The sequence below is a fragment of the Glaciimonas sp. CA11.2 genome (assembly GCF_034314045.1).
In the GTDB taxonomy this organism is placed as follows: Bacteria; Pseudomonadota; Gammaproteobacteria; order Burkholderiales; family Burkholderiaceae_D; genus Glaciimonas.
Genome location: NZ_JAVIWL010000001.1, coordinates 3,196,595 through 3,217,951 on the forward strand (window position 1 = coordinate 3,196,595; position 21,357 = coordinate 3,217,951).

Below are 21,357 nucleotides of genomic sequence, written 5' to 3' on the forward strand. Positions count from 1 at the left end.
TTGATGCATTAAGTTGATGCGCTAAGAATTTTTATGACACACGGCTAAGTTTTGAGGCCATTCATTCAATGAAAAGGAAAACGATGAAACTACGTACTTTGGTTGCTGCCTTTGCGGCACTGTTTGCAACCGCTGCAATGGCTGCTCCCGCGACCTATAATCTGGATCCGACTCATACGTATCCAAGTTTTGAGGCCGATCACATGGGCGGTTTGTCTAAATGGCGTGGCAAATTCACGAAAAGTAGCGGTACCGTGTTGCTCGATCGTGCTGCCAAAACAGGATCAATCGAGATCAAAATTGATCCTGCATCAATCGACTTTGGTAATGCCAAGCTGAACGATCACGCTAAAAGCGCCGATATGTTTGACGTCGCTAAATTTCCTGAGGTTACCTATAAAGGAAAGTTCATCAAGTTTGACGGCGACGTCCCGAAAGAAGTTGAGGGCGAACTGACGATGCACGGCTTCACTAAGAAAGTGAATCTTAAGATTGACGATTTTCTTTGCAAGATCAACCCAATGTTGAAGCGTGAAGTGTGCGGTGCCGACGTTGACGGTAAATTTAATCGTGATGATTTTGGCATCGACTACGGCAAAAAAATGGGTTTCAAACAGGAAGTAAAATTGAAGATTCAGGTTGAAGGTATCAATCAGAACTAATGCTGTACTTTTCTAAAAAAACCGTTGCCATCTATTGCAGCGGTTTTTTTATTTCCTCTAATGTTGAATCCAGGCTTCACCAGTAATGTTGTCGACCCGCGAGGCGAGGCAATGGTGGTCGTGCCCTATTTTGTTGACGTCAGACCGGCTTGCACTCGCACTCCCCATTAAGCGCTTCCTGTTCCTTCTGACGTCCTTTTAAGTGCCGTGCGGCAGAGTTTGTATCAATATAAAATACGGCTAACCAGCAAAACTCATCTATATCGTCAGAATGTGAATAATCGCTATCCGATGGATTATAGGACCGCTGCAACTTTTAGATTTTAAAAAAATGAGATGTCGACTAAATCGCCAACCGTTGCCAACTGGGTAGCTGGTTGTGCTTAGCGATTAGGGTGATCCAAAAATCTCCCATACTCCGATCAAAAAAAGTGGTGAAACAAATGGTGATACGAGTGGTGACGCAAACGGAAATGCAGGCGGTGATACCAACGAAGGTGCAAACCGAACGGGCGGCACAACAATCTGACCCTGCGCACAATAATCATCCCGCACAGGAACCGCCATCGGTGCGGGCATTATTTTTAGGGTTTCTCGGGTTGGGATTGATCGGATTTGGTGGAGTGCTACCTCTGGCACGCCGTATGTTGGTTGAGCAGCGTCGGTGGCTAACCGATGCGGAGTTCACTGATCTTCTTGGTCTGTGTCAGTTTCTGCCCGGTGGCAATATCATTAATCTCTCGGTAGCGATCGGATTGCAGTTTCGTGGTATCCGAGGTGCGCTTGCCGCTCTGCTGGGATTGATCGCGGCGCCGACTGCCATTGTGATTGCCCTTGGGGTTATTTACGAGCGCTTTCAGAATGATACCCATATCGCGCATATGTTTGCCGGTCTCGCGGCGGCGGCGGCGGGGTTACTTATATCGACCGCTTTAAAGATGGCAACACCGCTACGCCGCAAACCGTTAGGGATCTTGATAGCAGCCACCTTCTTCGTCGCGATTGCGTTGTTGCGTTTGCCGTTATTACCAACAATGTTGGTCTTGGTTCCTGTCAGTATTCTTGTTACATGGCGGTGGGCGGCATGATTGCAGTTCTTCTTTCCCTTGCTGCCATTTTTTCAGAACTTTCATTGCTTGCCTTTGGCGGTGGCAATACCATACTGCCAGAGATGCAGCGTCAGGTTGTCCATATTCATCACTGGATGTCGGCGCAGGAGTTCAGTGCCATGTTCGCGCTGGCGCAGGCCGCACCGGGGCCAAACATGATGGTGGTGACGCTGGTTGGCTGGCATGTAGCAGGGTGGCCAGGCGTGATTGTGACGTCAATCGCAAAATTCGGCCCGTCATCGATACTCACCGGCATTACCTTGCATTATTGGCGACGGTTTAAGGATGAGCCTTGGCGCGGTATTGTGCAGGCTGGTCTGGTTCCTGTGACGGTTGGTTTGGTGGCGGCGAGCGCGTCATTGATCACGGAGGCATCCGTTCATGCCTTGATATTGGGAGCGATCACACTGGGTTGCGTCGTGGGTACGTTGAAAACCCGATTACATCCATTATGGTTTTTGGCTGTCGGTGCGTTAGTTGGATTGACTGGGTTTGGTCAGTGATCTCAAAAATATTGGTAAAGCTGAGAGCCTGGATTAAAAATAGCCGTGTGGCTTACTGGGAAAAGTGTGATGGCTTTTTAAGGTAGAGACCCGGTGCCGAAAACGACGTCAACATGACAGAAGCAACGGCTGAACAAAATAGAGGATGAAGCAGAAATACAAAAGGGTTCCAGATCGAAATCTGGAACCCTTTTTATTTTGGTAGGCCGTGCGGGATTCGAACCTGCGACCAACGGATTAAAAGTCCGCTGCTCTACCAGCTGAGCTAACGACCCAAAACAGTGCTGCTAAGTGCAATCAAAAAAGCCGTCTTTTGTTCACACTTACTTAAAAACTAAACGACGTTATTTCTGAAAATTTCTGAAATAACAAAGGGTTTTAGATTTCGTCTAAAACCCTTTTTTATTCGTGGTAGGCCGTGCGGGATTCGAACCTGCGACCAACGGATTAAAAGTCCGCTGCTCTACCAGCTGAGCTAACGACCCGAAAGAACGCTATTATAGAGAAGGTGTAGGCACTATGTCAAACTACTCTTGTCTTTTTATTTCATCTTCGTGAAAAGACTGCTTTTAATTCACTTTGCACCGGCTAAACGTTCTTTAGCAGTCACAGCCGCAGGCGTGTTTGGATATTGAGAGATGACTTGCTCAAGTGATTTTTTTGCAGCGCCCTTGTCCTTCAACTCAGTGTAACTACTCGACATGTTCAAAAGAGCGTCAGCCGCTTTCGGATTGTCGGGATATTTTTTGATCACCACTTGCTGTGCCGCTATGGCGTTTTTATAGTCGCGTTGCGCAAAGTACGAATTGCCCAACCAGTATTGTGCCGAAGGCGCAAAGCCTGACGCTGGATAGCGCCTCAGATAATCGGAGAACGCCGCGGTAGCGCCTTTGTAGTCGCCACCCTTGAAACTGGCTAGCGCAGCGTCATACGATTTCTGCTCGTTAGGATCAATGCTGACTTCCTGGCCATCAACGTTGACTTTTTGCGGCTCCAGTTTACGCAAACGATTATCCAGATCGACATAAAAATCTTTCTGGCGTTGCTGCGTATTGGCAACCTCGTTGGTCAACACTTCAATCTGTCCTCGTAGCTTGGCGATCTCTTGATTCAATTGATCGTTTTGATCAGCCAGACTAAGTGAGCTGCTCTTATCCGCTTTACCGTCGACGCGGGCATTCACCGCATCAATTCTGCTGCGAATATCAAGAATTGCGCGTCGTGCTTCAGCATCGTCAAACAAACCGGCGTGGGCTATCGGTGCAAAGCAACCTGCGGCCAGCAAGGCCGCAGTCAGCGTTGATTTAGAAAAAATCCGCATGATCATCACTTGGTTTATTAATAAACGATATCTGCGCGACGATTCTCAGCGAAAGACGCTTCGTCGTTGCCCAGTGCTTTAGGCTTTTCTTTGCCCAGAGAAACGGCTTCTACCTGTGCATCAGGAACACCTAGCAATGCCATTGCTTTACGAACTGCTTCAGCACGTTTCTGGCCCAGTGCCAGATTGTATTCGCGACCGCCGCGGTCATCGGTATTGCCTTGAATGATGATCTTACGACCCTTGTTAGCGATCAGGTATTTAGCGTGCGCTTCAACAACAGAGCGGAACTCTTCTTTGACCGAATAGCTATCGTAGTCGAAATAAATGCTGCGCTTGGACAGAACGCCTTGCGGGTCATTCAATGCATCGCTTGAACCAGCGTTGACCGGGTTGACGGAACGTGGATCTGCTCCACCGGTCATGCTGCCGCGGTCTTCGATCTTAGCCTTGTCGTCAAGCTTGACAGGGGATGAGCATGCGGCAAGTAAAACGGCGCTTGAAACGATAAGGGCAAAGCTACTGAGGTGGCGCATTATTATTCTCCAGAGAGGTGAGTTGTTCAGGACTTCTGCAAAATCGCCCCAATGGGGTTGTGCTTTCCTAACGTTCTTTGTCGGCAGGGTTGGCAAGCCCGCTGCTGGGACAATTTTGCGTAAGTCCTATTGTTTTACTTATTACTTAACTTTAATACACATCGCGATGGAACTACTACTTGGTAATTACTTCATAAACGGGCCCCAGGTCGGCTCCCTGATATCGCCGGCCTGAACGGTCAATCGTTGTTTGACACGGCCATCGACTGAGACAACCGCGAGCGATCCACGACGGCCGCCAGACTCGGTTGCATACATAATGTATTGACCGTTTGGCGAGAAGCTTGGGGACTCGTCTTTAACCGTATCCGACAAACGCTGCTCTTGGTTGTTACCTAAATCCATGGCGTACAATTGGAAGCCACCGCTCCGACGAGAAATATACGCCAATGTTTTGCCATCTGGCGAAATTCGAGGACTGATGTTGTAATTACCGCTAAAAGTCACGCGTTGGGCCTCTCCCCCATTAGCACTCATCTTGTAAATTTGCGGGCCACCACTGCGATCGCTGGTGAAGTAAATACTTTGTCCGTCAGCAGAGAATTGCGGCTCGGTGTCAATGCCGGAAGTATTTGTCAAACGACGCAGGCTGCTACCATCAGCATTGACAACGTACACTTGGGTCAGGCTGTCGCGCGCCAGGGCAATCGCGATTTTGGTGCCATCAGGCGACCAGGATGGGGCCGAGTTACTACCCTTGTAGTTAGCAATAATAGTGCGTTGTTTTGTCACTAGATTCTGCACGTACACAATCGGTTTTTTTGCTTCAAATGACACATATGCTACCTTGGTTCCATCAGGCGACCAAGCTGGCGAAATGATAGGTTCGTTGGATCGCAGAGCGACTTGCGTACCTTCGCCATCTGCATCGGCAATTTCCAAACGATATTCTTTACCAGATTTAGTGACGTACGCAATACGCGTAGCAAAAGCACCACGAATGCCGATCAGTTTTTGATAAATATCGTCGGCAATTTTATGCGCTGAAACGCGGGTGTATTGGGCAGACGACGACAGTGACAGTCCAGAAAGCTGGGCTGACTTAACTGTATCGAGCAACTTATAGCGGACGTCGAACCGGCCATCGGCTAATTTTTCTACACTACCCACAACCAAGGCGTCGGCCCCACGTGATTTCCAATCACCGTAGTTGATTTGCGATGCGTCGGAGACCACGTCGCTGGTATCGATAATCTTAAACATGCCGCTACGCGACAAATCAGCTTTAATGATCGCTGTAATTTGTTGCGGTGCCAGATTTTCATTGCTAAAACCAGCGATTGCGATAGGAATTTGCGTGGCGCCCACGCCTGCAGTTTCAATGCGTAACTGGGCATACACCAATGGCGTCGATATCAGGGCTGTGACGGCTATACCGATCACGGCAATTGAGCGTACTGAATGTCGTATCCAAGTCCCGATTAACGGGCTTGATGGGTTCTTTTTCATAGTTTATTGATCTTTCGGTTTATGGATTCCGATGAAGCTAGAGGGAACAGAACCCGATTTATCTTTTGGATAAGGTGCAGATCTCTCAATTGCACGCTTTACCGCTTCGTCGAAACCCGAGACACCTGAGGGTTTTCGCAAGTGAATACTGGCCACTGATCCATCTGGAAGTAGCTGTACTTCATATTCTACCGACGGATTTCCAGCCATGCCATCGGGCACGTTAAAGTTGATAAATCCTTTTATTTTGGCACCAACTTTTTGGGCGTAACCAGGATCGCCACGCGGTCCTTGAGATTGTGCGGCGGTGCCGGTGCTATTCGATGCGCCATTGCCGGTAGCCTGTCCCAGTAACCGCTTCATATCATCATTATGTCGTTTGTCGGAAGCTGCATCGTCGGCCTTGCGTTGTTTGTCGATAGCAGCTTTTTTAGCCGCCTCTTTTGCCGCCTCCTGTTTCTGCTTCAATTTGTCGTCTGCTTCCGCTGCTTTTTTTGCATCAGCATCCGCTTTTTTCTTATCGTCAGCCGCTTTCTGCTTCGCAGCCAGCTTATCGGCTAATTTTGCGGCATCTTTTTTCTCCTGCGCTTTTTCCTGTTCGTCGGCTTTACGCTGGCGTTCTTTATCCTCAAGAACCTGCTCGGCATGATCTCGATCCTTCTTCTCTTGTACTTTCCGCTTTCGCTCTTTTTCTAATGCAATTTCGGGATCAGGCACGACCGGCTGAACCACTTTTGGTGGCGGTGGTGCTTCCGTTGCAACGGGTTTCTGCACGGGTTGCGGGACTGGTTTTTCTATCGGTTCTGGCGGCGGCGTTGGTGTTGGCGGCGGCGGTGCCGCTTCCCGTACCTCCGGGCTCCATACTTCTGCCTCAACGGCTACGGGTACTTGGCTTTGCCAATGGACGCCGATCCACAGGAATACGATCAACGCCGCATGCACTGCTGCTGCCAGAGCGATAGCGCGCCATCGACCCGGTTCTTTTGGTATTGAGTAAGGGATGCGATCTGTCATGAGCAGACTGTCAATTTGCGGCAGTTCGTCACTTGGTCGCCAATCCAACACGGTTGATACCCATTATTTTGGCTTCAGAAATAACCTGTATGACCTCATCATACTTAATATCTTTTTCTGCCGAGATCATCACTGGCATATCAGGATTGTCATCGTGAAGCGATTGCAATTTGGCTTTCAGTTTATTTTTTTCGACTGTTTCGGCTTGGCTGCCACCAGTTTTCTTGCCATTGATACGCACGCTTGAATCGCCATTGGCTTTCAGTGCGATTTCGATGTATTCCGTAGGCGGCGCGACAGACTTAGCAGCGGTGGGTAAGTTGATGACATTGGGATTGACCATCGGGGCCGAAACCATAAAAATCACCAGCAAAACCATCATGACGTCGATATACGGCACGACGTTGATTTCTGCTTTGAATTTGCGCGGACGTCCTCCGCGCATGGATGAGAAGCCCGTCATTAGCGTGCCTGCCGTTGCAAGATGTTAGAGAATTCTTCGATGAAACTTTCAAAGCGGATCGCCAAACGGTCTACATCATGCGCAAAACGGTTGTAAGCAACAACCGCCGGAATCGCGGCAAAAAGACCAATCGCGGTGGCGATCAACGCTTCGGCAATACCCGGAGCAACGGCCGCCAATGTTGCTTGCTGGACATTTGCCAGGCCACGGAACGCATTCATAATGCCCCACACGGTGCCGAACAAACCAACGTAAGGCGAGACCGAGCCGACTGAAGCCAGGAACGCCAGATGAGATTCTAGCGCATCCATTTCACGTTGATACGCGGCACGCATCGCTCGGCGCGAACCATCTAGCAACGCAGCAGAATCAGTACTGGCTTTATGTCCGGCGGATGCTTTGATTTTGCTGAATTCATCCATTCCAGCGGCAAAAATACGTTCCATCGCACCTGTTGCACCTGCGCCACGGCGACGATTTGAGGTCGTTCCCTGATACAACTCGGTGAGATTTCCGCCTGACCAGAAGGCCCGTTCGAACTCTTCTGTTTGGGCGCGCGCGCTTCTGATGGCGAACATCTTGCGGAATATGTATGTCCAACTCATCACAGAGACTGCTAACAATAGCAGCATGACAAGTTGCACAAGCACAGAAGCATTGGTGATGAGAGTGAGAAACGAAAGATCTTGAGTGACGGTCATGTAGGCAGTCTGGATAAATGGTCTTGGGCAGCTGTCTTAACTAACGCCATTCAAAGTGTTAGCAAAACGATCTGTGGTTTTATATTAGCGCTAAATGATGATTAAATTTCTTGAGAGCACTGAGGTGCGTAAAGAGTGATTGTAATCGTTACCAGGTGCTTTCAGTTTCTGATCAGCATTTAGCAGCATTGATAGATTGGATTGTCGTGTCTGGAGCGCAATTAAAAAGGTGCGTTCGTTATGTCATTGATGGAAATTTGTGTGGGACGAATTTGGTCTAATACTCTTTGTGGAATTGCCGCAGGTCGAAATGTATGGGTATTAACACACACTACTTTAATGCGACCAGTTGCTAATAATTTTGGCGTCTCTTCGTCATAACGCCAAGCCTGTTGTATGAAATCAACGGCAACACGGCCAATTTTTTCGACAATGACGGTCAAATTAAGTTCATCGTCAAGACGCGCTGGGGCTTGATAATCGAGTGCGGTGCTTTTGACAACAAACATGACTTCATCGGTTTTGACCAACTGGCTCTGTTCAATTCCCGCCGTGCGCAACCATTCAGTGCGTGCGCGCTCGAAAAATTTCAAATAGTTTGCATAAAAAACAACTCCGCCGGCGTCAGTGTCTTCGTAGTACACGCGGATGGACCAGTTGAAGTCTTTTGCTGTCTCAGATAATACTGCGTTCATGGTGTGTTGGCTGATGTGCTCTGTATGGTTACAGTGAACCGAAATGGGTAAGTTTAATACGTAAAAAGCATGCATGACTAGCTAAGTATTAAGACTAAGGTTTAAGACTGTCGATGAAAGTGCATCTTTAATCTTGTTTTTTAGCAATGAAACTGACCGTGTGAGTGATCATTCCCGTGCTGCGGTGCAAAATAAGTAGAAATTGTAGCCCAAACCCGTGGTTTTAAAAACTAGTATCGCCCATGAGATGGTGCTCCGACCGCCTTTGTCGGCTTTTGACAATCTTGCTCTATCGATGCCCTTCACTTACAATACGTCTACCATTTCGTCTCACGTAACTGGCGAAAACCGGACCGATGCAATCTGCTTCGACTCCGGGAAAGATGGGCAACCATCGGGAAGCGTGAGATTTTACCGCCGTGCGCCTGGGCAGCCCGAATGGAACGTACGACTGAGGCTGCCGCATTCCCCCTTCTTTTTGGCCCTCATTCGATGCAGAACCTGAAAAGGTTAACCTCTATCGATTGGAATCATCATGTTTGAAAAAAACCATACCATCTCTAACGTCGATCCAGAATTGTGGACCGCCATTCAGAATGAAAATCATCGTCAGCAAGAACATATCGAACTGATCGCGTCGGAAAACTATTGTTCGCCAGCAGTAATGGAAGCGCAAGGGACACAACTCACTAATAAGTACGCCGAAGGTTATCCGGGCAAGCGCTACTACGGCGGCTGTGAATTTGTCGACGTGGTTGAGCAACTGGCCATTGATCGCGTAAAAGCGCTGTTCGGGGCAGAAGCAGCTAACGTGCAGCCCAATTCGGGCTCGCAAGCAAATCAGGGCGTTTTCTTTGCAGTATTGAAACCCGGCGACACAATCATGGGCATGTCACTGGCTGAAGGCGGTCACTTGACACACGGCATGGCGTTAAACATGTCTGGCAAATGGTTTAATGTGGTTTCGTACGGTCTCAATGAAAAAGAAGAAATCGATTACGAGGCGCTGGAGCGCCTCGCACACGAAAGTAAACCAAAGCTGATCATCGCCGGTGCTTCCGCCTATGCGTTGCGAATCGATTTTGAGCGAATTTCCAAAGTCGCTAAAGCGGTTGGTGCTTATTTTATGGTCGACATGGCGCATTACGCTGGCTTGATCGCGGCGGGCGAGTATCCGAACCCGGTGCCTTACGCTGACTTCGTTACCTCGACAACGCACAAGTCTTTACGTGGACCACGCGGCGGTATTATTTTGATGAAAGCGGAATACGAAAAGATCATCAACTCGGCGATTTTCCCTGGTATCCAGGGCGGTCCGCTGATGCACGTGATTGCGGGAAAAGCTGTTGCCTTTAAGGAAGCGCTGACACCAGAATTCAAAACCTATCAACAACAAGTCGTGAAGAACGCCGATGCATTGGCTAAAGCGTTGATTTCTCGTGGTTTGCGCATTGTTTCCGGTCGTACCGAGTCGCACGTCATGCTGGTTGATTTGCGCGCTAAAAATATTACAGGTAAAGAAGCGGAAGCCATTCTCGGCTCCGCGCACATGACTTGTAATAAAAATGCTATTCCAAATGATCCGGAAAAACCATTCGTCACTTCCGGTATTCGTGTCGGTAGTCCAGCGCTGACAACGCGCGGATTTAAGGAGGCGGAAGCGACCAAGATCGGACATTTGATCGCCGATGTGCTGGATAACCCGCACGATGCGGCGACGATTGAGCGCGTTAAAGTTGAAGTCAAGAAATTGACTGACGCATTTCCTGTGTATGGCTGATCCTTTAGTTTGATGTATTTGTTTGCCGGTATGCAATAGATTATTTTTTTGACCCCGCTAATACTTGAACGGTATTAGCGGCGGTTAAGGCGATTTTATTTGCGCCTCCGTTCTCGGCATTCACTATCAGCATTTATACCGATACTCGATACCAGGATCAGGTCTAGGCATTAAGTATCATCAGTCCTAAGCGTAAGCATTAAGTCCGGGTCCATTCTGGTTTTTAACTAAAATGGGCCCCTATAATATGGCGATAGCAAAAGAAAAATAATGTGCTAGCCAACAGAGCGTCGATCAACCGTTATTTAGATTGCTGCCATCATGAAATGTCCATTCTGCCACCATGAAGAAACCCAGGTTCTGGACACGCGTGTTTCAGAAGAAGGGGATGCCATCCGTCGTCGTCGCCGTTGTACTAAATGCGATAAGCGATTTACGACTCACGAACGGATTGAGTTGGTGATGCCGGTGATCGTCAAAAAAAATGGCAGTCGTACCGAATTTGATCCTGAAAAATTGCGTGCAAGTTTGATGCTCGCGCTACGTAAGCGCCCAGTCTCTGCAGAATCGGTGGATGAGGCATTGCAAAAAATAAAAGAAAAATTGCTTGCCAGCGGTGAGCGTGAAGTCATCACCGGTCGTGTGGGAGAACTGGTCATGCATGAGCTGAAGCAACTTGATAAAATTGCGTATATTCGCTTTGCGTCAGTGTATAAAAGCTTTGAGGACGTGGCAGAATTTCAAAATATGATCGAAGAATTTTCAGGGCCGACCCGAAAAAAATAGCACTCAACTTCCTAAGTTCTGCACTCTGCCCGGCGCAGGATTAAGTCCGCGATTAATCCTAGGCTTAAGTTGGTCCATTTTCCTCGTCGAAAGTGGTTCAGTTGTAATAAAAGACGATAGTATTCGCTCCTCCTTCATTCGATGCGAGGCTGTCTTTGATACCGCATTCTGCCGTTGTTTCTGTTCCATTGTCCTTTCCAGCATTCACATTGCGTTATGGTTTTACCCTGATTGAGATAATGATCGCGATGCTAGTCGTGATCATATTGCTCGCCATTGGTGCGCCATCGATGCGTGCTTTTATTATCGAAACGCGGATGAGCATATACGTGAATCAATTTGTTGCCGCAGCAACGCTGGCACGCACGGAGGCCATCAAGCGCGGCCGTTCAGTGGTGATTTGTCGTAGTGTTCATGCTGAATCGAAACCGGTATTATGCATCTCCAGCGCCAGCGAGGGACGTCCCGATGACGATTGGGGTAGCGGTTGGATTGTGATGGTACCAGGTGAAAAGGTGGCCTTGCTCCGACATGCCGCATTACACCGCAATACCAGCGTCATCGGTCAGAATAAAGTGATCAAGTACGACGGTTTGGGGCGTCCCGGAGCGAGTTTTACCAAGCTGGTATTGCGTCACGAGGGTAAATTTGAGCGGGTTATTTGTTTGAGCCGAAGTGGTCGCATGAACGTACTGGTAGGCACCTCAGAATGCGGATAATATTTTTCAGGCGACAAAGACTGGCGCGCGCCCCCGATTTATATCGTAAGGTTTGCAAGGCGCGTGAAGGCGGCGTCACCATTGTTGAATTGATGGTGACGATGATGATTAGCGTTGGATTAATCGCAGCGGTAGGCAGTTTGTATTTTGGTAGTAAGACGAGTTACCGGATGAATCAAAACCAGCTTCGGTTGCAGCAAGATGGTCGCTATGCCATGCAATTGATGGAGTTAAACTTGCGGCAAGCCGGTTTTGGGCATTTGACGTCTGCTAGTGTCAACGCTGCTGAAGTCGATAAAACAGATTTTGTTGGCCTAAACGGTAAACCCGGACAGGGCTTGCGAGGCTGTGACTCTGGGTTTACTAAACCGTTGTCGCACGGATTTGTTTGCAACAGCAGTGATGAGGGAGCGGCTGCATTTGAAGTCGCCTATCGCGTGGCAGATACGTTTGATTTTGATAATGGTGCAGGCGCTGATTGCAACGGTTCTCAGGCTGGTGTAGTTGCTTTGCCTGAGAGTCACCCCGGCTACAGCGCTAGTAAGGCTGTGGCGATAGCCAGCAATAGATTTTTTGTTGCCACGCCGTCAGGTCGAAAAACGACATCCTTGTATTGCCAAGGTAATAGCGGCAATGGCCGTAGTATTGCGCAGCCCATACTTAATAACGTAGAGAATATGCGGCTTGTTTTTGGTGTGGCGGCGATTGATGGATTTTCTGTGAAACAGTTTTTGACCGCGACACAAGTTGATGGATTATCGCCAGACCAGCATCAAAATTGGAAAAGGGTGGTCCGCGTCAAATTGTGTTTGCAATTACATGCCAGTGAGCGCAATGCCAGCACGCCGCAGCGTTACGTTGATTGCGATGGCGTGGAGCAGATGGCGACGGACGGTAAATTGCGGACTGTTATGACGAGTATTGTTACACTACGTAATAATGCGGCTACTACGCAGTCTGAGCCAACTTGGCCAAGTTAGCGCAATGAAGCGGCTTATGCGGCTCATAACTTATCTGCTGCTTAATAACAACTTGCTACTTCTTATTACTTTCAACAGGTTCACTATATGACGCACGCTGATGTATTTATGGCCCACGCATTGCGACTGGCAGAACAGGGATTGTTCACCAGTGCGCCAAATCCAGCCATCGGTTGTGTCATCGTCAAAGATGGTTTGATTATTGGCGAAGGGCATACACAATCGCCTGGCGGCAATCATGCTGAAGTTGAAGCGCTTAACGATGCACGTTCCAAAGGGCATGATGTGCAGGGTGCAACCGCTTATGTGACTCTTGAACCTTGTAGTCACTTCGGGCGCACACCGCCTTGCGCGGATGCATTGGTGAGCGCTGGCCTGGCAAAAGTGGTGGCAGCAATGGCCGATCCTAATCCTTTGGTTGCCGGTAAGGGTTTTGAACGACTCAGGGCTGCAGGAATTGTCGTAGAAACTGACGTTCTGGCAGAACAGGCACGGGAGCTGAACATTGGTTTTTTCTCTCGTATGCAGAGTGGGAAGCCATGGGTCAGACTCAAGGTCGCCGCGAGTCTGGACGGTAGAACGGCGCTCTATAATGGACAAAGTCAGTGGATTACCTCTTCTCAAGCACGTGACGACGGGCATCTCTGGCGCGCCCGCGCTGGTGTAATTTTGACCGGAATCGGGACGGTAAAGCAAGATGATCCGCAACTGACCGTGCGGGCCATTTCGGTGGTACGGCAACCATTGCGTGTCATCATCGACAGCAAACTGGGTATTGACCCGAAAGCGCGCATTTTAAGCGGTGAGCCGACATTAATTTTCTCCGCCGTCGGCAATACCGAAAAGGAAGCACTTCTTCAAGAAAGAGGGGCAGAAGTCGTTGTGATCCCCAACGCGCAAGGCAAAGTCGACTTGCCACAAGTCATTTTGGCGCTGGGCAAACGCCAAATTAATGAAATACACGTCGAAGCGGGTGCTAAGTTAAATGCGTCATTAATCAGGGAAGGATGCGTCGACGAACTACTTGTTTACCTTGCACCGACGATTTTGGGGGATGCACGGGGTATGTTTGATCTTCCTGGTCTAGATAACTTGCAGGATAAATTTTTGTTGAAATTTTACGAGATCAAGCAAATAGGCGAGGATTTGCGTATCCTTGCCAGATTCACTTAACTTTTTATTCCTCCACTTATGTTTACAGGCATCGTCGCAGCAGTCGGCAAAATTACTTCAGTACACACACAGGGCGACGGCCCGGAAGACGGCGTTCGGCTGGACATTGATGCAGCAGATTTGCCGATGGGCGATGTCGCACTTGGCGATTCGATTTCACTGAACGGTGCCTGCATGACCGTGACAGGAAAATCCGCCACCACTTTCAGCGTTGATGTCTCGCGAGAAAGTCTCAATTGCACCGTTGGTCTGGATGCTGTGGGCGAGGTTAATCTGGAGAAAGCATTAACATTGGCAGAACGTTTGGGAGGACATTTAGTGTCCGGTCACGTCGATGGACTGGGTTTGGTGACGAAGTTTGAGCCAGTCGGCGAATCGTGGGAACTGGTTATACAAGCCTCGCGTGATCTCGCGAAATACTTCGCTTACAAGGGCTCGATCGTGGTCAACGGTGTATCGCTCACGGTCAATCGAATTGAAGATACAGCGGACGCGTGTCTGTTTTCGATTAACCTGATTCCGCACACAATTCAAGTCACGACATTACGACATTTGGCGGTCGGTAAACGGGTTAATCTGGAGGTTGATCTGATTGCCCGATATGTCGAGCGAATGTTGTCCGTATCCAATTCGACGCATAACCCAGCACCGAATTGAAGCTTAATTGAAGTTGCGGAATTGAAGGTGATTTAAGGCTGAAATGTAAAGCTGAAATTTTCCACGGTTCACTTGCAATACTTCATCGACATGAGGTCCACTACTACATTTATGATCCACTCCATTTCTTTGAGTGTTGTGGGTTGAATAAATGTAGTTTGTCTAAATACTTACTGCACGAAACCCAAGATCGATACCCCCGCTAATGTATAAGATTCACAATACGGGGAGGTGGATCACATTGTCGACAATTCAAATAAGATTGGTGCCGATATGATGCGTGGAAAACGTGAATTTCGCTCTAATCCTGTCGCGGTTTTTTCCGTCAATCAGCAATCTCATTAAAGCTTTATCGTTTCAAGAAAAAATCTCGTGTTACCGATAGTGCGGCCTCGACCGCTTCTTTGGACGCGTCCAAATGGGTAACCCAGCGTTGCTGGGTCGCGGTGTATGCCGATGTCACGCCGATGCCGTGCAAGGCCAAATGGGTCGAAAACGGCACTGCAATATCCGCAGCGACATTGACGAAGACCATATTGGTATCCGGCATGGCTACCGTCAGTCCCGAGAAACTTGATAGACCGGTGGCAAGAAGTGTAGCGTTGGCGTGATCCTCGATTAACCGCTCCACGTTGTGTTCCAGAGCATACAAGCCCGCCGCCGCGATAATGCCCGCCTGCCGCATTCCACCGCCAAGCATCTTCCTCAATCGTCGCGCCTTGGCAATAAACGGAGCAGAACCTACCAGCACGGAACCGATCGGCGCGCCCAGTCCTTTTGACAGGCAGACCGAGATGGAGTCGAACGGCGTTGCTAGTGATGCTACAGAAACGCGCAGCATTACAGCTGCATTAAACAAACGTGCTCCGTCCAGATGACAAGCAAGCCCATGACGTCGCGCCAAGGCCGTGGCAGCATTGACGTAGGCCACGGGCAAAACCTTCCCGCCGGTGGTGTTTTCCAGAGCAAGAAGTCGCGTCCGTGCGAAGTGCGAATCGTCCGGCTTGATCGCCTCTTCAATTTCCGCAAGGAGCATCGTACCGTCTGACTGATTGTTCAAGGGTTGAGGTTGAATACTTCCCAACACCGCCGCACCACCTGCTTCCCAACGGTAGCAATGTGCTTTCTGACCGACGATATACTCATCTCCGCGCTCGCAGTGGGACATCAGCGCGATGAGGTTGGCTTGCGTACCTGATGGTAGAAACAACGCAGCTTCTTTGTCTAGCATCTCTGCGGTAGCGCTTTCAAGTCGATTGACTGTCGGATCGTCACCAAATACGTCATCACCGACTTCTGCAGCGGCCATAACAGCGCGCATTGAAGGGCTGGGCCGAGTGACAGTATCGCTTCTGAAATCATGTCGGATTACGGTGCTCATCGGATCTCCTTGAAAAGAGTCCATATCTTGACACTCCGATCACCGCAAATCAATACGCAAAAGCAGAATTTTTCACGTCAACGCCGACAAGGGCTTTGGCTTTTTGCAGCTAAATTTTAGCTAGCTTGGCTCGGATAACAGCAAATAAATCCCGCAATCTCATCGCATTCACAAAAAGAATTTTCTCTTTAGCTGGAACAAGATTGAAAAAAAATAATACTTTTGGCAACGGAATAATCAAGGAGGCGCCATTCTTAACGTGGAAAGTATTTGACGATTCCTTCAAGGAGCATACGAAAATCGCCGAACAGCGTACCTATTTCAACTGTAATGATGAACAGGGTTGCCTGAAAGGCGGCAGGATAACGATTTAACACCAGAATGCAGCGCGGCCCATATAGTTTTATCACGCTTGCACGGTTGCTCAACACCACACATCCGAATCCTAAAAGTCCACCAGCCAAAATATCAGTAGGGTAATGCAAACCGAGATAAATACGTGGCAGGGCAATAAAGATAAAAACATATAGATAAAGCATAAAACCGGTCAACCTCGAAATGAGGAAAATGCCACTGGCGAGACCAAAAAACAAAGTGGCATGATCGCTAGGGAAGGAGCTCCATATATATAAAGCCTGACTGTCCGCTGCCGGTAACCCGATATGTTCAGGATAGGCGAGTGCCAAATTGGCGAAGGGGCGCGGTTGAAATGGCCCGATATTGTTGGCAATTCTGGCAATGAAAACGGCCACGACGCAGCCGAGCAGACTCGCGATAATACTTTGACGTGTGTTGGATGTTGAGTCGCTATCCCTGAACCAAAAGTACCAAAGCATCCCCATGATAGGAACGCCTTTGAATAGATTTGAGCCGGCAATAAAGTGAATAATTTGATTGAAAGGCGCCGACATTGATGTGAATTGGCCCAGCCAATGCATCACAGCAAGATTCACATAATTATTCCACATGATATCCACTCCATCTATGATCAGACTGTTTTGCTATCTGGCCCCTTTTTTAACTTGAACGCTTTCCTGTTTTTCTTGGATTTTTGGTCAGTATCTGCAGCCTACAGCTTAGTAATGACTGTAATTGATGTGACGATTACTACGCTATTTTGTGCATCGAATAGCACAAGAAAAGTGAGCTATCCTGATGAAAATCAGGATAGCTCTTCACATTCTATTTTGGTCTCGCCTTAAGTGAGATGCGGCTTGCGGAACGGGGGCACATTTTATTACTGTATGCATTCATGTTAATGAATTGAATACGATTGTGAATTCTTCATGTCGTTCTGATGGCTAATGGCTGCCAGGGGTTTATTTAGCCCGCTCTGGCACAAGCGCCTGGAACTTCGATGCCGCTATCGTTTTCAAAATAGTCTGTCACTTGATGCGTCAGCTAAAGGGTACAACGCTACGATACAGTTTGTTACATGCCTTACGACTTCAGCATGGAAGGATGGCGAATTTTTAGGTTAAATGAGGTTGTGCCTTACCTCATTTAATTCATTTGGAATAATCATGAAAAAAGCCTTACGCATTGCAGCAATTAGCTTACTAGCTACTGCTAGTTTGCTTTGGTCCGCAACACCGGCGATCGCGCGAACACAAGTCGATTGGTCGGTCAATGTAGGTGTGCCTGGCCCAGAATATTATCCGCCGCCACCGCCTGTATATTACGCGCCACCGCCACCTGTTTATTACGCGCCGCGCCCTGTGTATGTTCAACCGCCGCCAGTATACGTTGAGTCGTATCCCCGTCCTTATTATCGGAACCCCGGCTATTATCGCCATGGCTACGGATGGCGTGAACGGGAGTGGCGCGAGCACGAATGGCGCAGAGGATATGATCGTTAATTTGAAAAAAATATAGCCGAAATTGCACAAATTTCGGCTATTTTAATTTTCGCAAAAATACAACTACGATCCATATAGCTGTATGTATGCACAGTAGTTATGGTAAGGTATTAGCTCCTGTAACGCGTCGGTGCTAATAAAATGAACAATACATCTATCACTTCGGGCTCCCGATTTGGCGTAGAGTCCACGCCTTACTCAATCTTGTTGCGGCTTGGTAAGCGCGAGCTGTTTATCTGTCGCGATTATTACAAACGCCTGTATAGAAGCAATCTGATAATGGAGTGTACGGCGGGCGTCCAGCCAGGCCATCTTCAGATACTGCTATTTCGGCGATGGTTGCTTATCATGTCTCGAAGCTATTGATCGGACGTGTTGATAGCCCGTTTCGAGCAATCGCATTTAGCAACATTAGATGCCTCTTAGCCGCATCGTCTTGCTTTGTGCGTTTTCGACCTCAACGTGCATCCAAGTCGCGTTATGATGCGTCACAGATAATAAGATGATGGAAACCGTATGGCGAAAATTGACGATATTGTAAAAAAGCAAAAAGAAGGCGCTAAATTTGTTATTTCCGGCGCTATGCTAGGCCTCGAACCTGAAGAATTCGATACCGTCGCCAAACTATGGGCAGAGGAATGTAATCACGGGTTTGTAGTTACCGGCGTACCGCATAGAAAATGTATTGATGGCGAATTTTTTATTGACAGGATTACAGTGATTAGAGCCGGATCACCCGATCAATAGTATGATTCTCACGCAAAACCGACCTATCGGCGTTGCGCTCTCCCAACCACTTACGCTGCCCGAAACTCCCAGATAAGCTTTGCAGGGAGAGTTTGCGTAAGCTCTTTAAGAGTTCAGCAGGGCCGCAAAATTGCTGCCTTCTTTATACTTAAGCAAGTGATGTAGTGTGTGTAGCGAACCCCAATTATTGGACGTATGGCTGTGATTTATAACCAGGATGTTGGATCGACAATTCCGATTGCCTGAAATGCGGGCTTGCAAAAAAGATAGCCTTGCATCAAATCGATCCCCGCATTATGCAGATAGTCGCGCTCAGCGATAGTTTCAATACCTTCTGCTAAAACGCGTACATCTAACGCAGCACAGATTGAAACAATACCATTGACGATAGCCTGTTTTGGCTTGCTGGTATCAATATCACGTACCAGCGCCATATCGATTTTTATAATATCCGGCTGATATTCAGCCAATAAACCTAGCCCAGCATAGCCCGCGCCAAAGTCGTCAATAGCGGTGCGAAAGCCAAAACGGCGGTATTCACGGAAGATATTCACCAGATGAGCACGATCATGTATTTGCTCACCCTCAGTTACTTCGAAGATAATTTGTTCAATTGGAAAATGATATCGTTGCGCTGCCTCGAAAGTGCTCCTGATGCACACGTCAGGGCGGTAGACGGCGTTGGGCAAAAAATTAATCGAGAGCAATTCATTCATCCCAAGCTCTGAAGCCCCGCGGATTGCCTTGACTCTGCAAGCCTGATCAAACCGATAGCGGTTGGCCTCCGTGACTTGCGAGAGTATAGAGAAGGCAGACTCCCCGTTCGGCCCTCGAACCAACGCTTCATGTGCGTAAATCGATCGTGTGTCGAGATTGACGATGGGCTGATAAGCAAACACAAAATCGAAGTCCAATTCCTTTAAATCTTTGCATTCCACGCATTTACCGCTCAATGCTGACGCGTTTGACTGGGTGACATGAATAGGTGACATTTGGCGTTTTTCTTATTAAGTATTAAATAACGAGCGTTGCCCTTTACTTGTATCACAATTTTTGTCCTGTCATTTTTCGTAACGCAAATGGGGAGGTTGCCTTCTGTTCGATGTTGTTAAATCAATACAAACCTGCTTTATTAATATTGGCTGGCTTCACTCGCCATCGAAGGTCATAGCGACGGCGGTGATACCAAGGCTTATTCTGGTCCAAATTTACCGAGGGAATCAGAAGCATCTAGCAGAAGAGCCCAATGACATTATTTACTATGCACTACTATTGGAGACCGTCGCAGCCTTGCGCCTGTCAAAGGCGATAAATATGAGCGCCATAACTAAGAATCCGATGAGTATACCGAGGCTATTTATCAGTACAGCACCATATCCGAGTGTAGTGACATCGATAAATGGATAGGCATAAACTCCTGATAGCGCTCCGTGAACCAATGCATAAACAAGGTATAAGATCGGATAGATCGCCCACGTCAGTGCGTCCCTCCACCGGAGTCCCGTCTTGGCTACATACAAGCACCAATAGATAACGAAACCAATCGGCACAACGACGTGAAGTAATTCGTCAGCGACGCGTGCCCATCCGGTTGGGTGCCAAAGCTGTCGCAATACCAGGTTATAGACGATCCCCACCAGCGCAATGCTGGGTGCGATACCGCCAAGAATAAAGGGGCTTGCCAGAAAATTCCACACTCTCGATTTTTTAATGCCATCTGTACGTTTACCGTGTACTAACGCAACCGCGGTGAAGGCACATGCCACGAGAATATTGGTGAGAATCGTGAAGAAGCTAAAAAACAAAATGAGCGCGTCTTGAAAGTGGCGGCCCTGTGACAATATCCGCCCGAGCGTTATAAAAAATTCAAGGCCTATTCCGATCCAACTGACTAAAGCCCCCACTACCGAATAGCGTACGTTCCATTGATGACGTGTCATTCCGTTTCCTTGAGGAATATTAATTGATCGATTGTGGCACGGGATAAGACGCTGACGATGGACATCATAGGCGTATTTGCTATCGATTGTGACTTTTTAAGAAATGAACTATGATTCATTTCATTGTAATTAATGCGACATTTCCCATGGTTTATCGACGTAGTGAACAGGTGGAAGCCCATCTTGCCCAAAATCGTGCGCGCATTCTGGCTGCTGCCCGGCGTCTGGTGAGCGAGGGCGGCTGGCAAGAGGGTCAAGTCGCCAGCGTGGCCGCCGCCGCCGGATTGGCCACTGGCACTGTATACCGCTACTTTTCATCTAAAGCCGAATTATTCGCAGAAGTGCTCGCCATTGTTAGTCAGCGTGAGGTGACTGTGATTGCTGAGATCATCAATGGAGATGGCAGTCCAACCGAGCGTTTGCAGTGTGCCGTGCGCACGTTTGTAAAGCGCGCCATGCGTAATCGCCGCCTGGCATTTGCACTGATTGCCGAACCCTGTGATCGTGAAATTGACGAGGCCCGTTTGGTATGGCGCTTTGCCATCGGGCAAGAAATTGTCGGGATCATAGAGGAGGGCCAGCGCAGTGGCGAATTTCGCAGCGGCTTGAGAGCAAACGTCGCTGCCGCCATTATCGTAGGCGGCTTTATGGAGGCACTGGTCGGTCCGCTATCACCTTTGTCGCCCCACCTTGACACAGAATCCCCGGTCGCTGCGGGTTTGGCCGACGAAATCGCCGTTATTTGCTGCGCGTCCGTTTGCACAGCCCATCCGACGACACACATATAAATTCGCCCCATGTCTACACAATAAAAATCATTAC

23 protein-coding genes, 2 tRNA genes and 1 riboswitch are annotated in these 21,357 nt (G+C 48.5%); of the genes, 12 read left to right on the forward strand and 13 right to left on the reverse strand.

What is annotated here, in order from left to right; genetic code table 11:
* The first annotated feature begins 83 nt into the window (after nt 1-83).
* The 3 genes from RGU75_RS13885 to RGU75_RS13895 all read left to right on the forward strand — a co-directional run bounded on the left by RGU75_RS13885 (nt 84) and on the right by RGU75_RS13895 (nt 2,274).
* A complete protein-coding gene (locus RGU75_RS13885; protein ID WP_322236859.1) occupies nt 84-662 on the forward strand; it encodes a YceI family protein in 579 nt (192 codons plus the stop codon).
* A gap of 443 nt (nt 663-1,105) precedes the next feature.
* Nucleotides 1,106-1,750: a chromate transporter gene (locus tag RGU75_RS13890; protein WP_322236861.1), complete on the forward strand. Its 645-nt coding sequence runs from the start codon at nt 1,106-1,108 to the stop codon at nt 1,748-1,750.
* A complete protein-coding gene (locus RGU75_RS13895) occupies nt 1,747-2,274 on the forward strand; it encodes a chromate transporter (RefSeq protein WP_322236863.1) in 528 nt (175 codons plus the stop codon). Before RGU75_RS13890 ends, RGU75_RS13895 begins: the two co-directional genes overlap by 4 nt.
* 199 nt (nt 2,275-2,473) lie before the next feature.
* Here the strand turns inward: RGU75_RS13895 and RGU75_RS13900 are convergent.
* From RGU75_RS13900 to ybgC, 9 genes are all read right to left on the reverse strand, one after another.
* A tRNA-Lys gene (locus tag RGU75_RS13900) sits at nt 2,474-2,549 on the reverse strand.
* Nucleotides 2,550-2,683: 134 nt separating this feature from the next.
* Nucleotides 2,684-2,759 (reverse strand) — tRNA-Lys (locus RGU75_RS13905).
* An 89-nt stretch (nt 2,760-2,848) separates the two neighbouring features.
* Complete coding sequence (gene ybgF / locus RGU75_RS13910; protein WP_322236865.1) at nt 2,849-3,595, reverse strand: tol-pal system protein YbgF; 747 nt, start codon at nt 3,593-3,595, stop codon at nt 2,849-2,851.
* Between the two features lie 17 nt (nt 3,596-3,612).
* Nucleotides 3,613-4,131, reverse strand: coding sequence for a peptidoglycan-associated lipoprotein Pal (gene pal, locus RGU75_RS13915; protein ID WP_322236867.1), 519 nt, complete (start codon nt 4,129-4,131; stop codon nt 3,613-3,615).
* 186 nt (nt 4,132-4,317) lie between these two features.
* Nucleotides 4,318-5,640 carry a Tol-Pal system beta propeller repeat protein TolB gene (tolB, locus tag RGU75_RS13920; RefSeq protein WP_322236869.1) on the reverse strand — a complete coding sequence of 441 codons (1,323 nt, stop codon included), beginning with the start codon at nt 5,638-5,640 and terminating at the stop codon, nt 4,318-4,320.
* 3 nt (nt 5,641-5,643) lie between these two features.
* Nucleotides 5,644-6,654 (reverse strand): cell envelope integrity protein TolA, encoded by a 1,011-nt coding sequence (tolA, locus tag RGU75_RS13925; protein WP_322236871.1) that lies wholly within the window; start codon nt 6,652-6,654, stop codon nt 5,644-5,646.
* 28 nt (nt 6,655-6,682) lie between these two features.
* Nucleotides 6,683-7,117, reverse strand: coding sequence for an ExbD/TolR family protein (locus tag RGU75_RS13930; RefSeq protein WP_322236873.1), 435 nt, complete (start codon nt 7,115-7,117; stop codon nt 6,683-6,685).
* Nucleotides 7,117-7,818 carry a protein TolQ gene (gene tolQ, locus RGU75_RS13935; RefSeq protein WP_322236875.1) on the reverse strand — a complete coding sequence of 234 codons (702 nt, stop codon included), beginning with the start codon at nt 7,816-7,818 and terminating at the stop codon, nt 7,117-7,119. Before tolQ ends, RGU75_RS13930 begins: the two co-directional genes overlap by 1 nt.
* A gap of 221 nt (nt 7,819-8,039) precedes the next feature.
* Nucleotides 8,040-8,513, reverse strand: coding sequence for a tol-pal system-associated acyl-CoA thioesterase (ybgC, locus tag RGU75_RS13940; RefSeq protein ID WP_322240521.1), 474 nt, complete (start codon nt 8,511-8,513; stop codon nt 8,040-8,042).
* Between the two features lie 324 nt (nt 8,514-8,837).
* Nucleotides 8,838-8,951: riboswitch (ZMP/ZTP riboswitch) on the forward strand.
* A gap of 97 nt (nt 8,952-9,048) precedes the next feature.
* On the opposite strand from ybgC, the gene glyA reads away from it, so the two are divergent.
* From glyA to RGU75_RS13970, 6 genes are all read left to right on the forward strand, one after another.
* On the forward strand, nt 9,049-10,293 hold the full coding sequence (gene glyA / locus RGU75_RS13945; protein WP_322236877.1) for a serine hydroxymethyltransferase: 1,245 nt from the start codon (nt 9,049-9,051) through the stop codon (nt 10,291-10,293).
* Between the two features lie 321 nt (nt 10,294-10,614).
* A complete protein-coding gene (gene nrdR, locus RGU75_RS13950) occupies nt 10,615-11,079 on the forward strand; it encodes a transcriptional regulator NrdR (protein ID WP_322236879.1) in 465 nt (154 codons plus the stop codon).
* 155 nt (nt 11,080-11,234) lie between these two features.
* Nucleotides 11,235-11,798, forward strand: coding sequence for a GspH/FimT family pseudopilin (locus tag RGU75_RS13955; protein ID WP_322236881.1), 564 nt, complete (start codon nt 11,235-11,237; stop codon nt 11,796-11,798).
* Entirely contained in the window at nt 11,789-12,778 is a 990-nt protein-coding gene (locus tag RGU75_RS13960; protein ID WP_322236883.1) for a PilW family protein, read from the forward strand. The genes RGU75_RS13955 and RGU75_RS13960 overlap by 10 nt, the downstream gene beginning before the upstream one ends.
* A gap of 87 nt (nt 12,779-12,865) precedes the next feature.
* A complete protein-coding gene (gene ribD / locus RGU75_RS13965; RefSeq protein WP_322236885.1) occupies nt 12,866-13,951 on the forward strand; it encodes a bifunctional diaminohydroxyphosphoribosylaminopyrimidine deaminase/5-amino-6-(5-phosphoribosylamino)uracil reductase RibD in 1,086 nt (361 codons plus the stop codon).
* A gap of 18 nt (nt 13,952-13,969) precedes the next feature.
* Entirely contained in the window at nt 13,970-14,608 is a 639-nt protein-coding gene (locus tag RGU75_RS13970; protein ID WP_322236887.1) for a riboflavin synthase, read from the forward strand.
* A gap of 349 nt (nt 14,609-14,957) precedes the next feature.
* On the opposite strand, the gene ltaE is transcribed toward RGU75_RS13970, so the two are convergent.
* Complete coding sequence (gene ltaE / locus RGU75_RS13975) at nt 14,958-15,989, reverse strand: low-specificity L-threonine aldolase (protein WP_322236889.1); 1,032 nt, start codon at nt 15,987-15,989, stop codon at nt 14,958-14,960.
* A gap of 254 nt (nt 15,990-16,243) precedes the next feature.
* Complete coding sequence (locus tag RGU75_RS13980) at nt 16,244-16,957, reverse strand: phosphatase PAP2 family protein (RefSeq protein ID WP_322236891.1); 714 nt, start codon at nt 16,955-16,957, stop codon at nt 16,244-16,246.
* 555 nt (nt 16,958-17,512) lie between these two features.
* Here RGU75_RS13980 and RGU75_RS13985 point away from each other — a divergent pair.
* Entirely contained in the window at nt 17,513-17,848 is a 336-nt protein-coding gene (locus RGU75_RS13985) for a hypothetical protein (protein ID WP_322236893.1), read from the forward strand.
* Nucleotides 17,849-18,364: 516 nt separating this feature from the next.
* Complete coding sequence (locus RGU75_RS13990) at nt 18,365-18,595, forward strand: hypothetical protein (protein WP_322236895.1); 231 nt, start codon at nt 18,365-18,367, stop codon at nt 18,593-18,595.
* Between the two features lie 206 nt (nt 18,596-18,801).
* Here RGU75_RS13990 and RGU75_RS13995 read toward each other — a convergent pair whose 3' ends face one another.
* Entirely contained in the window at nt 18,802-19,587 is a 786-nt protein-coding gene (locus RGU75_RS13995; protein ID WP_322236897.1) for an EAL domain-containing protein, read from the reverse strand.
* 267 nt (nt 19,588-19,854) lie between these two features.
* Nucleotides 19,855-20,535, reverse strand: coding sequence for a Pr6Pr family membrane protein (locus RGU75_RS14000; protein ID WP_322236899.1), 681 nt, complete (start codon nt 20,533-20,535; stop codon nt 19,855-19,857).
* 110 nt (nt 20,536-20,645) lie between these two features.
* On the opposite strand from RGU75_RS14000, the gene RGU75_RS14005 reads away from it, so the two are divergent.
* Complete coding sequence (locus RGU75_RS14005; RefSeq protein WP_322236901.1) at nt 20,646-21,323, forward strand: TetR/AcrR family transcriptional regulator; 678 nt, start codon at nt 20,646-20,648, stop codon at nt 21,321-21,323.
* Nucleotides 21,324-21,357: the final 34 nt, after the last annotated feature.

Bases quoted from the DNA above. Each gene is read 5' to 3' on its own strand.
- ribD (WP_322236885.1), top strand. From the start codon at position 12,866: ATGACGCACGCTGATGTATTTATGGCCCACGCATTGCGACTGGCAGAA.
- RGU75_RS13990 (WP_322236895.1), top strand. From the start codon at position 18,365: ATGGCGAAAATTGACGATATTGTAAAAAAGCAAAAAGAAGGCGCTAAA.
- RGU75_RS13890 (WP_322236861.1), top strand. From the start codon at position 1,106: ATGGTGATACGAGTGGTGACGCAAACGGAAATGCAGGCGGTGATACCA.
- RGU75_RS14005 (WP_322236901.1), top strand. From the start codon at position 20,646: ATGATTCATTTCATTGTAATTAATGCGACATTTCCCATGGTTTATCGA.
- RGU75_RS13995 (WP_322236897.1), bottom strand. From the start codon at position 19,587: ATGTCACCTATTCATGTCACCCAGTCAAACGCGTCAGCATTGAGCGGT.
- pal (WP_322236867.1), bottom strand. From the start codon at position 4,131: ATGCGCCACCTCAGTAGCTTTGCCCTTATCGTTTCAAGCGCCGTTTTA.
- tolA (WP_322236871.1), bottom strand. From the start codon at position 6,654: ATGACAGATCGCATCCCTTACTCAATACCAAAAGAACCGGGTCGATGG.
- RGU75_RS14000 (WP_322236899.1), bottom strand. From the start codon at position 20,535: ATGACACGTCATCAATGGAACGTACGCTATTCGGTAGTGGGGGCTTTA.
- RGU75_RS13985 (WP_322236893.1), top strand. From the start codon at position 17,513: ATGAAAAAAGCCTTACGCATTGCAGCAATTAGCTTACTAGCTACTGCT.
- RGU75_RS13885 (WP_322236859.1), top strand. From the start codon at position 84: ATGAAACTACGTACTTTGGTTGCTGCCTTTGCGGCACTGTTTGCAACC.
- ybgF (WP_322236865.1), bottom strand. From the start codon at position 3,595: ATGCGGATTTTTTCTAAATCAACGCTGACTGCGGCCTTGCTGGCCGCA.
- RGU75_RS13970 (WP_322236887.1), top strand. From the start codon at position 13,970: ATGTTTACAGGCATCGTCGCAGCAGTCGGCAAAATTACTTCAGTACAC.
- tolQ (WP_322236875.1), bottom strand. From the start codon at position 7,818: ATGACCGTCACTCAAGATCTTTCGTTTCTCACTCTCATCACCAATGCT.
- RGU75_RS13980 (WP_322236891.1), bottom strand. From the start codon at position 16,957: ATGTGGAATAATTATGTGAATCTTGCTGTGATGCATTGGCTGGGCCAA.
- tolB (WP_322236869.1), bottom strand. From the start codon at position 5,640: ATGAAAAAGAACCCATCAAGCCCGTTAATCGGGACTTGGATACGACAT.
- RGU75_RS13895 (WP_322236863.1), top strand. From the start codon at position 1,747: ATGATTGCAGTTCTTCTTTCCCTTGCTGCCATTTTTTCAGAACTTTCA.
- nrdR (WP_322236879.1), top strand. From the start codon at position 10,615: ATGAAATGTCCATTCTGCCACCATGAAGAAACCCAGGTTCTGGACACG.
- ybgC (WP_322240521.1), bottom strand. From the start codon at position 8,513: ATGAACGCAGTATTATCTGAGACAGCAAAAGACTTCAACTGGTCCATC.
- RGU75_RS13960 (WP_322236883.1), top strand. From the start codon at position 11,789: ATGCGGATAATATTTTTCAGGCGACAAAGACTGGCGCGCGCCCCCGAT.
- ltaE (WP_322236889.1), bottom strand. From the start codon at position 15,989: ATGAGCACCGTAATCCGACATGATTTCAGAAGCGATACTGTCACTCGG.
- RGU75_RS13930 (WP_322236873.1), bottom strand. From the start codon at position 7,117: ATGACGGGCTTCTCATCCATGCGCGGAGGACGTCCGCGCAAATTCAAA.
- glyA (WP_322236877.1), top strand. From the start codon at position 9,049: ATGTTTGAAAAAAACCATACCATCTCTAACGTCGATCCAGAATTGTGG.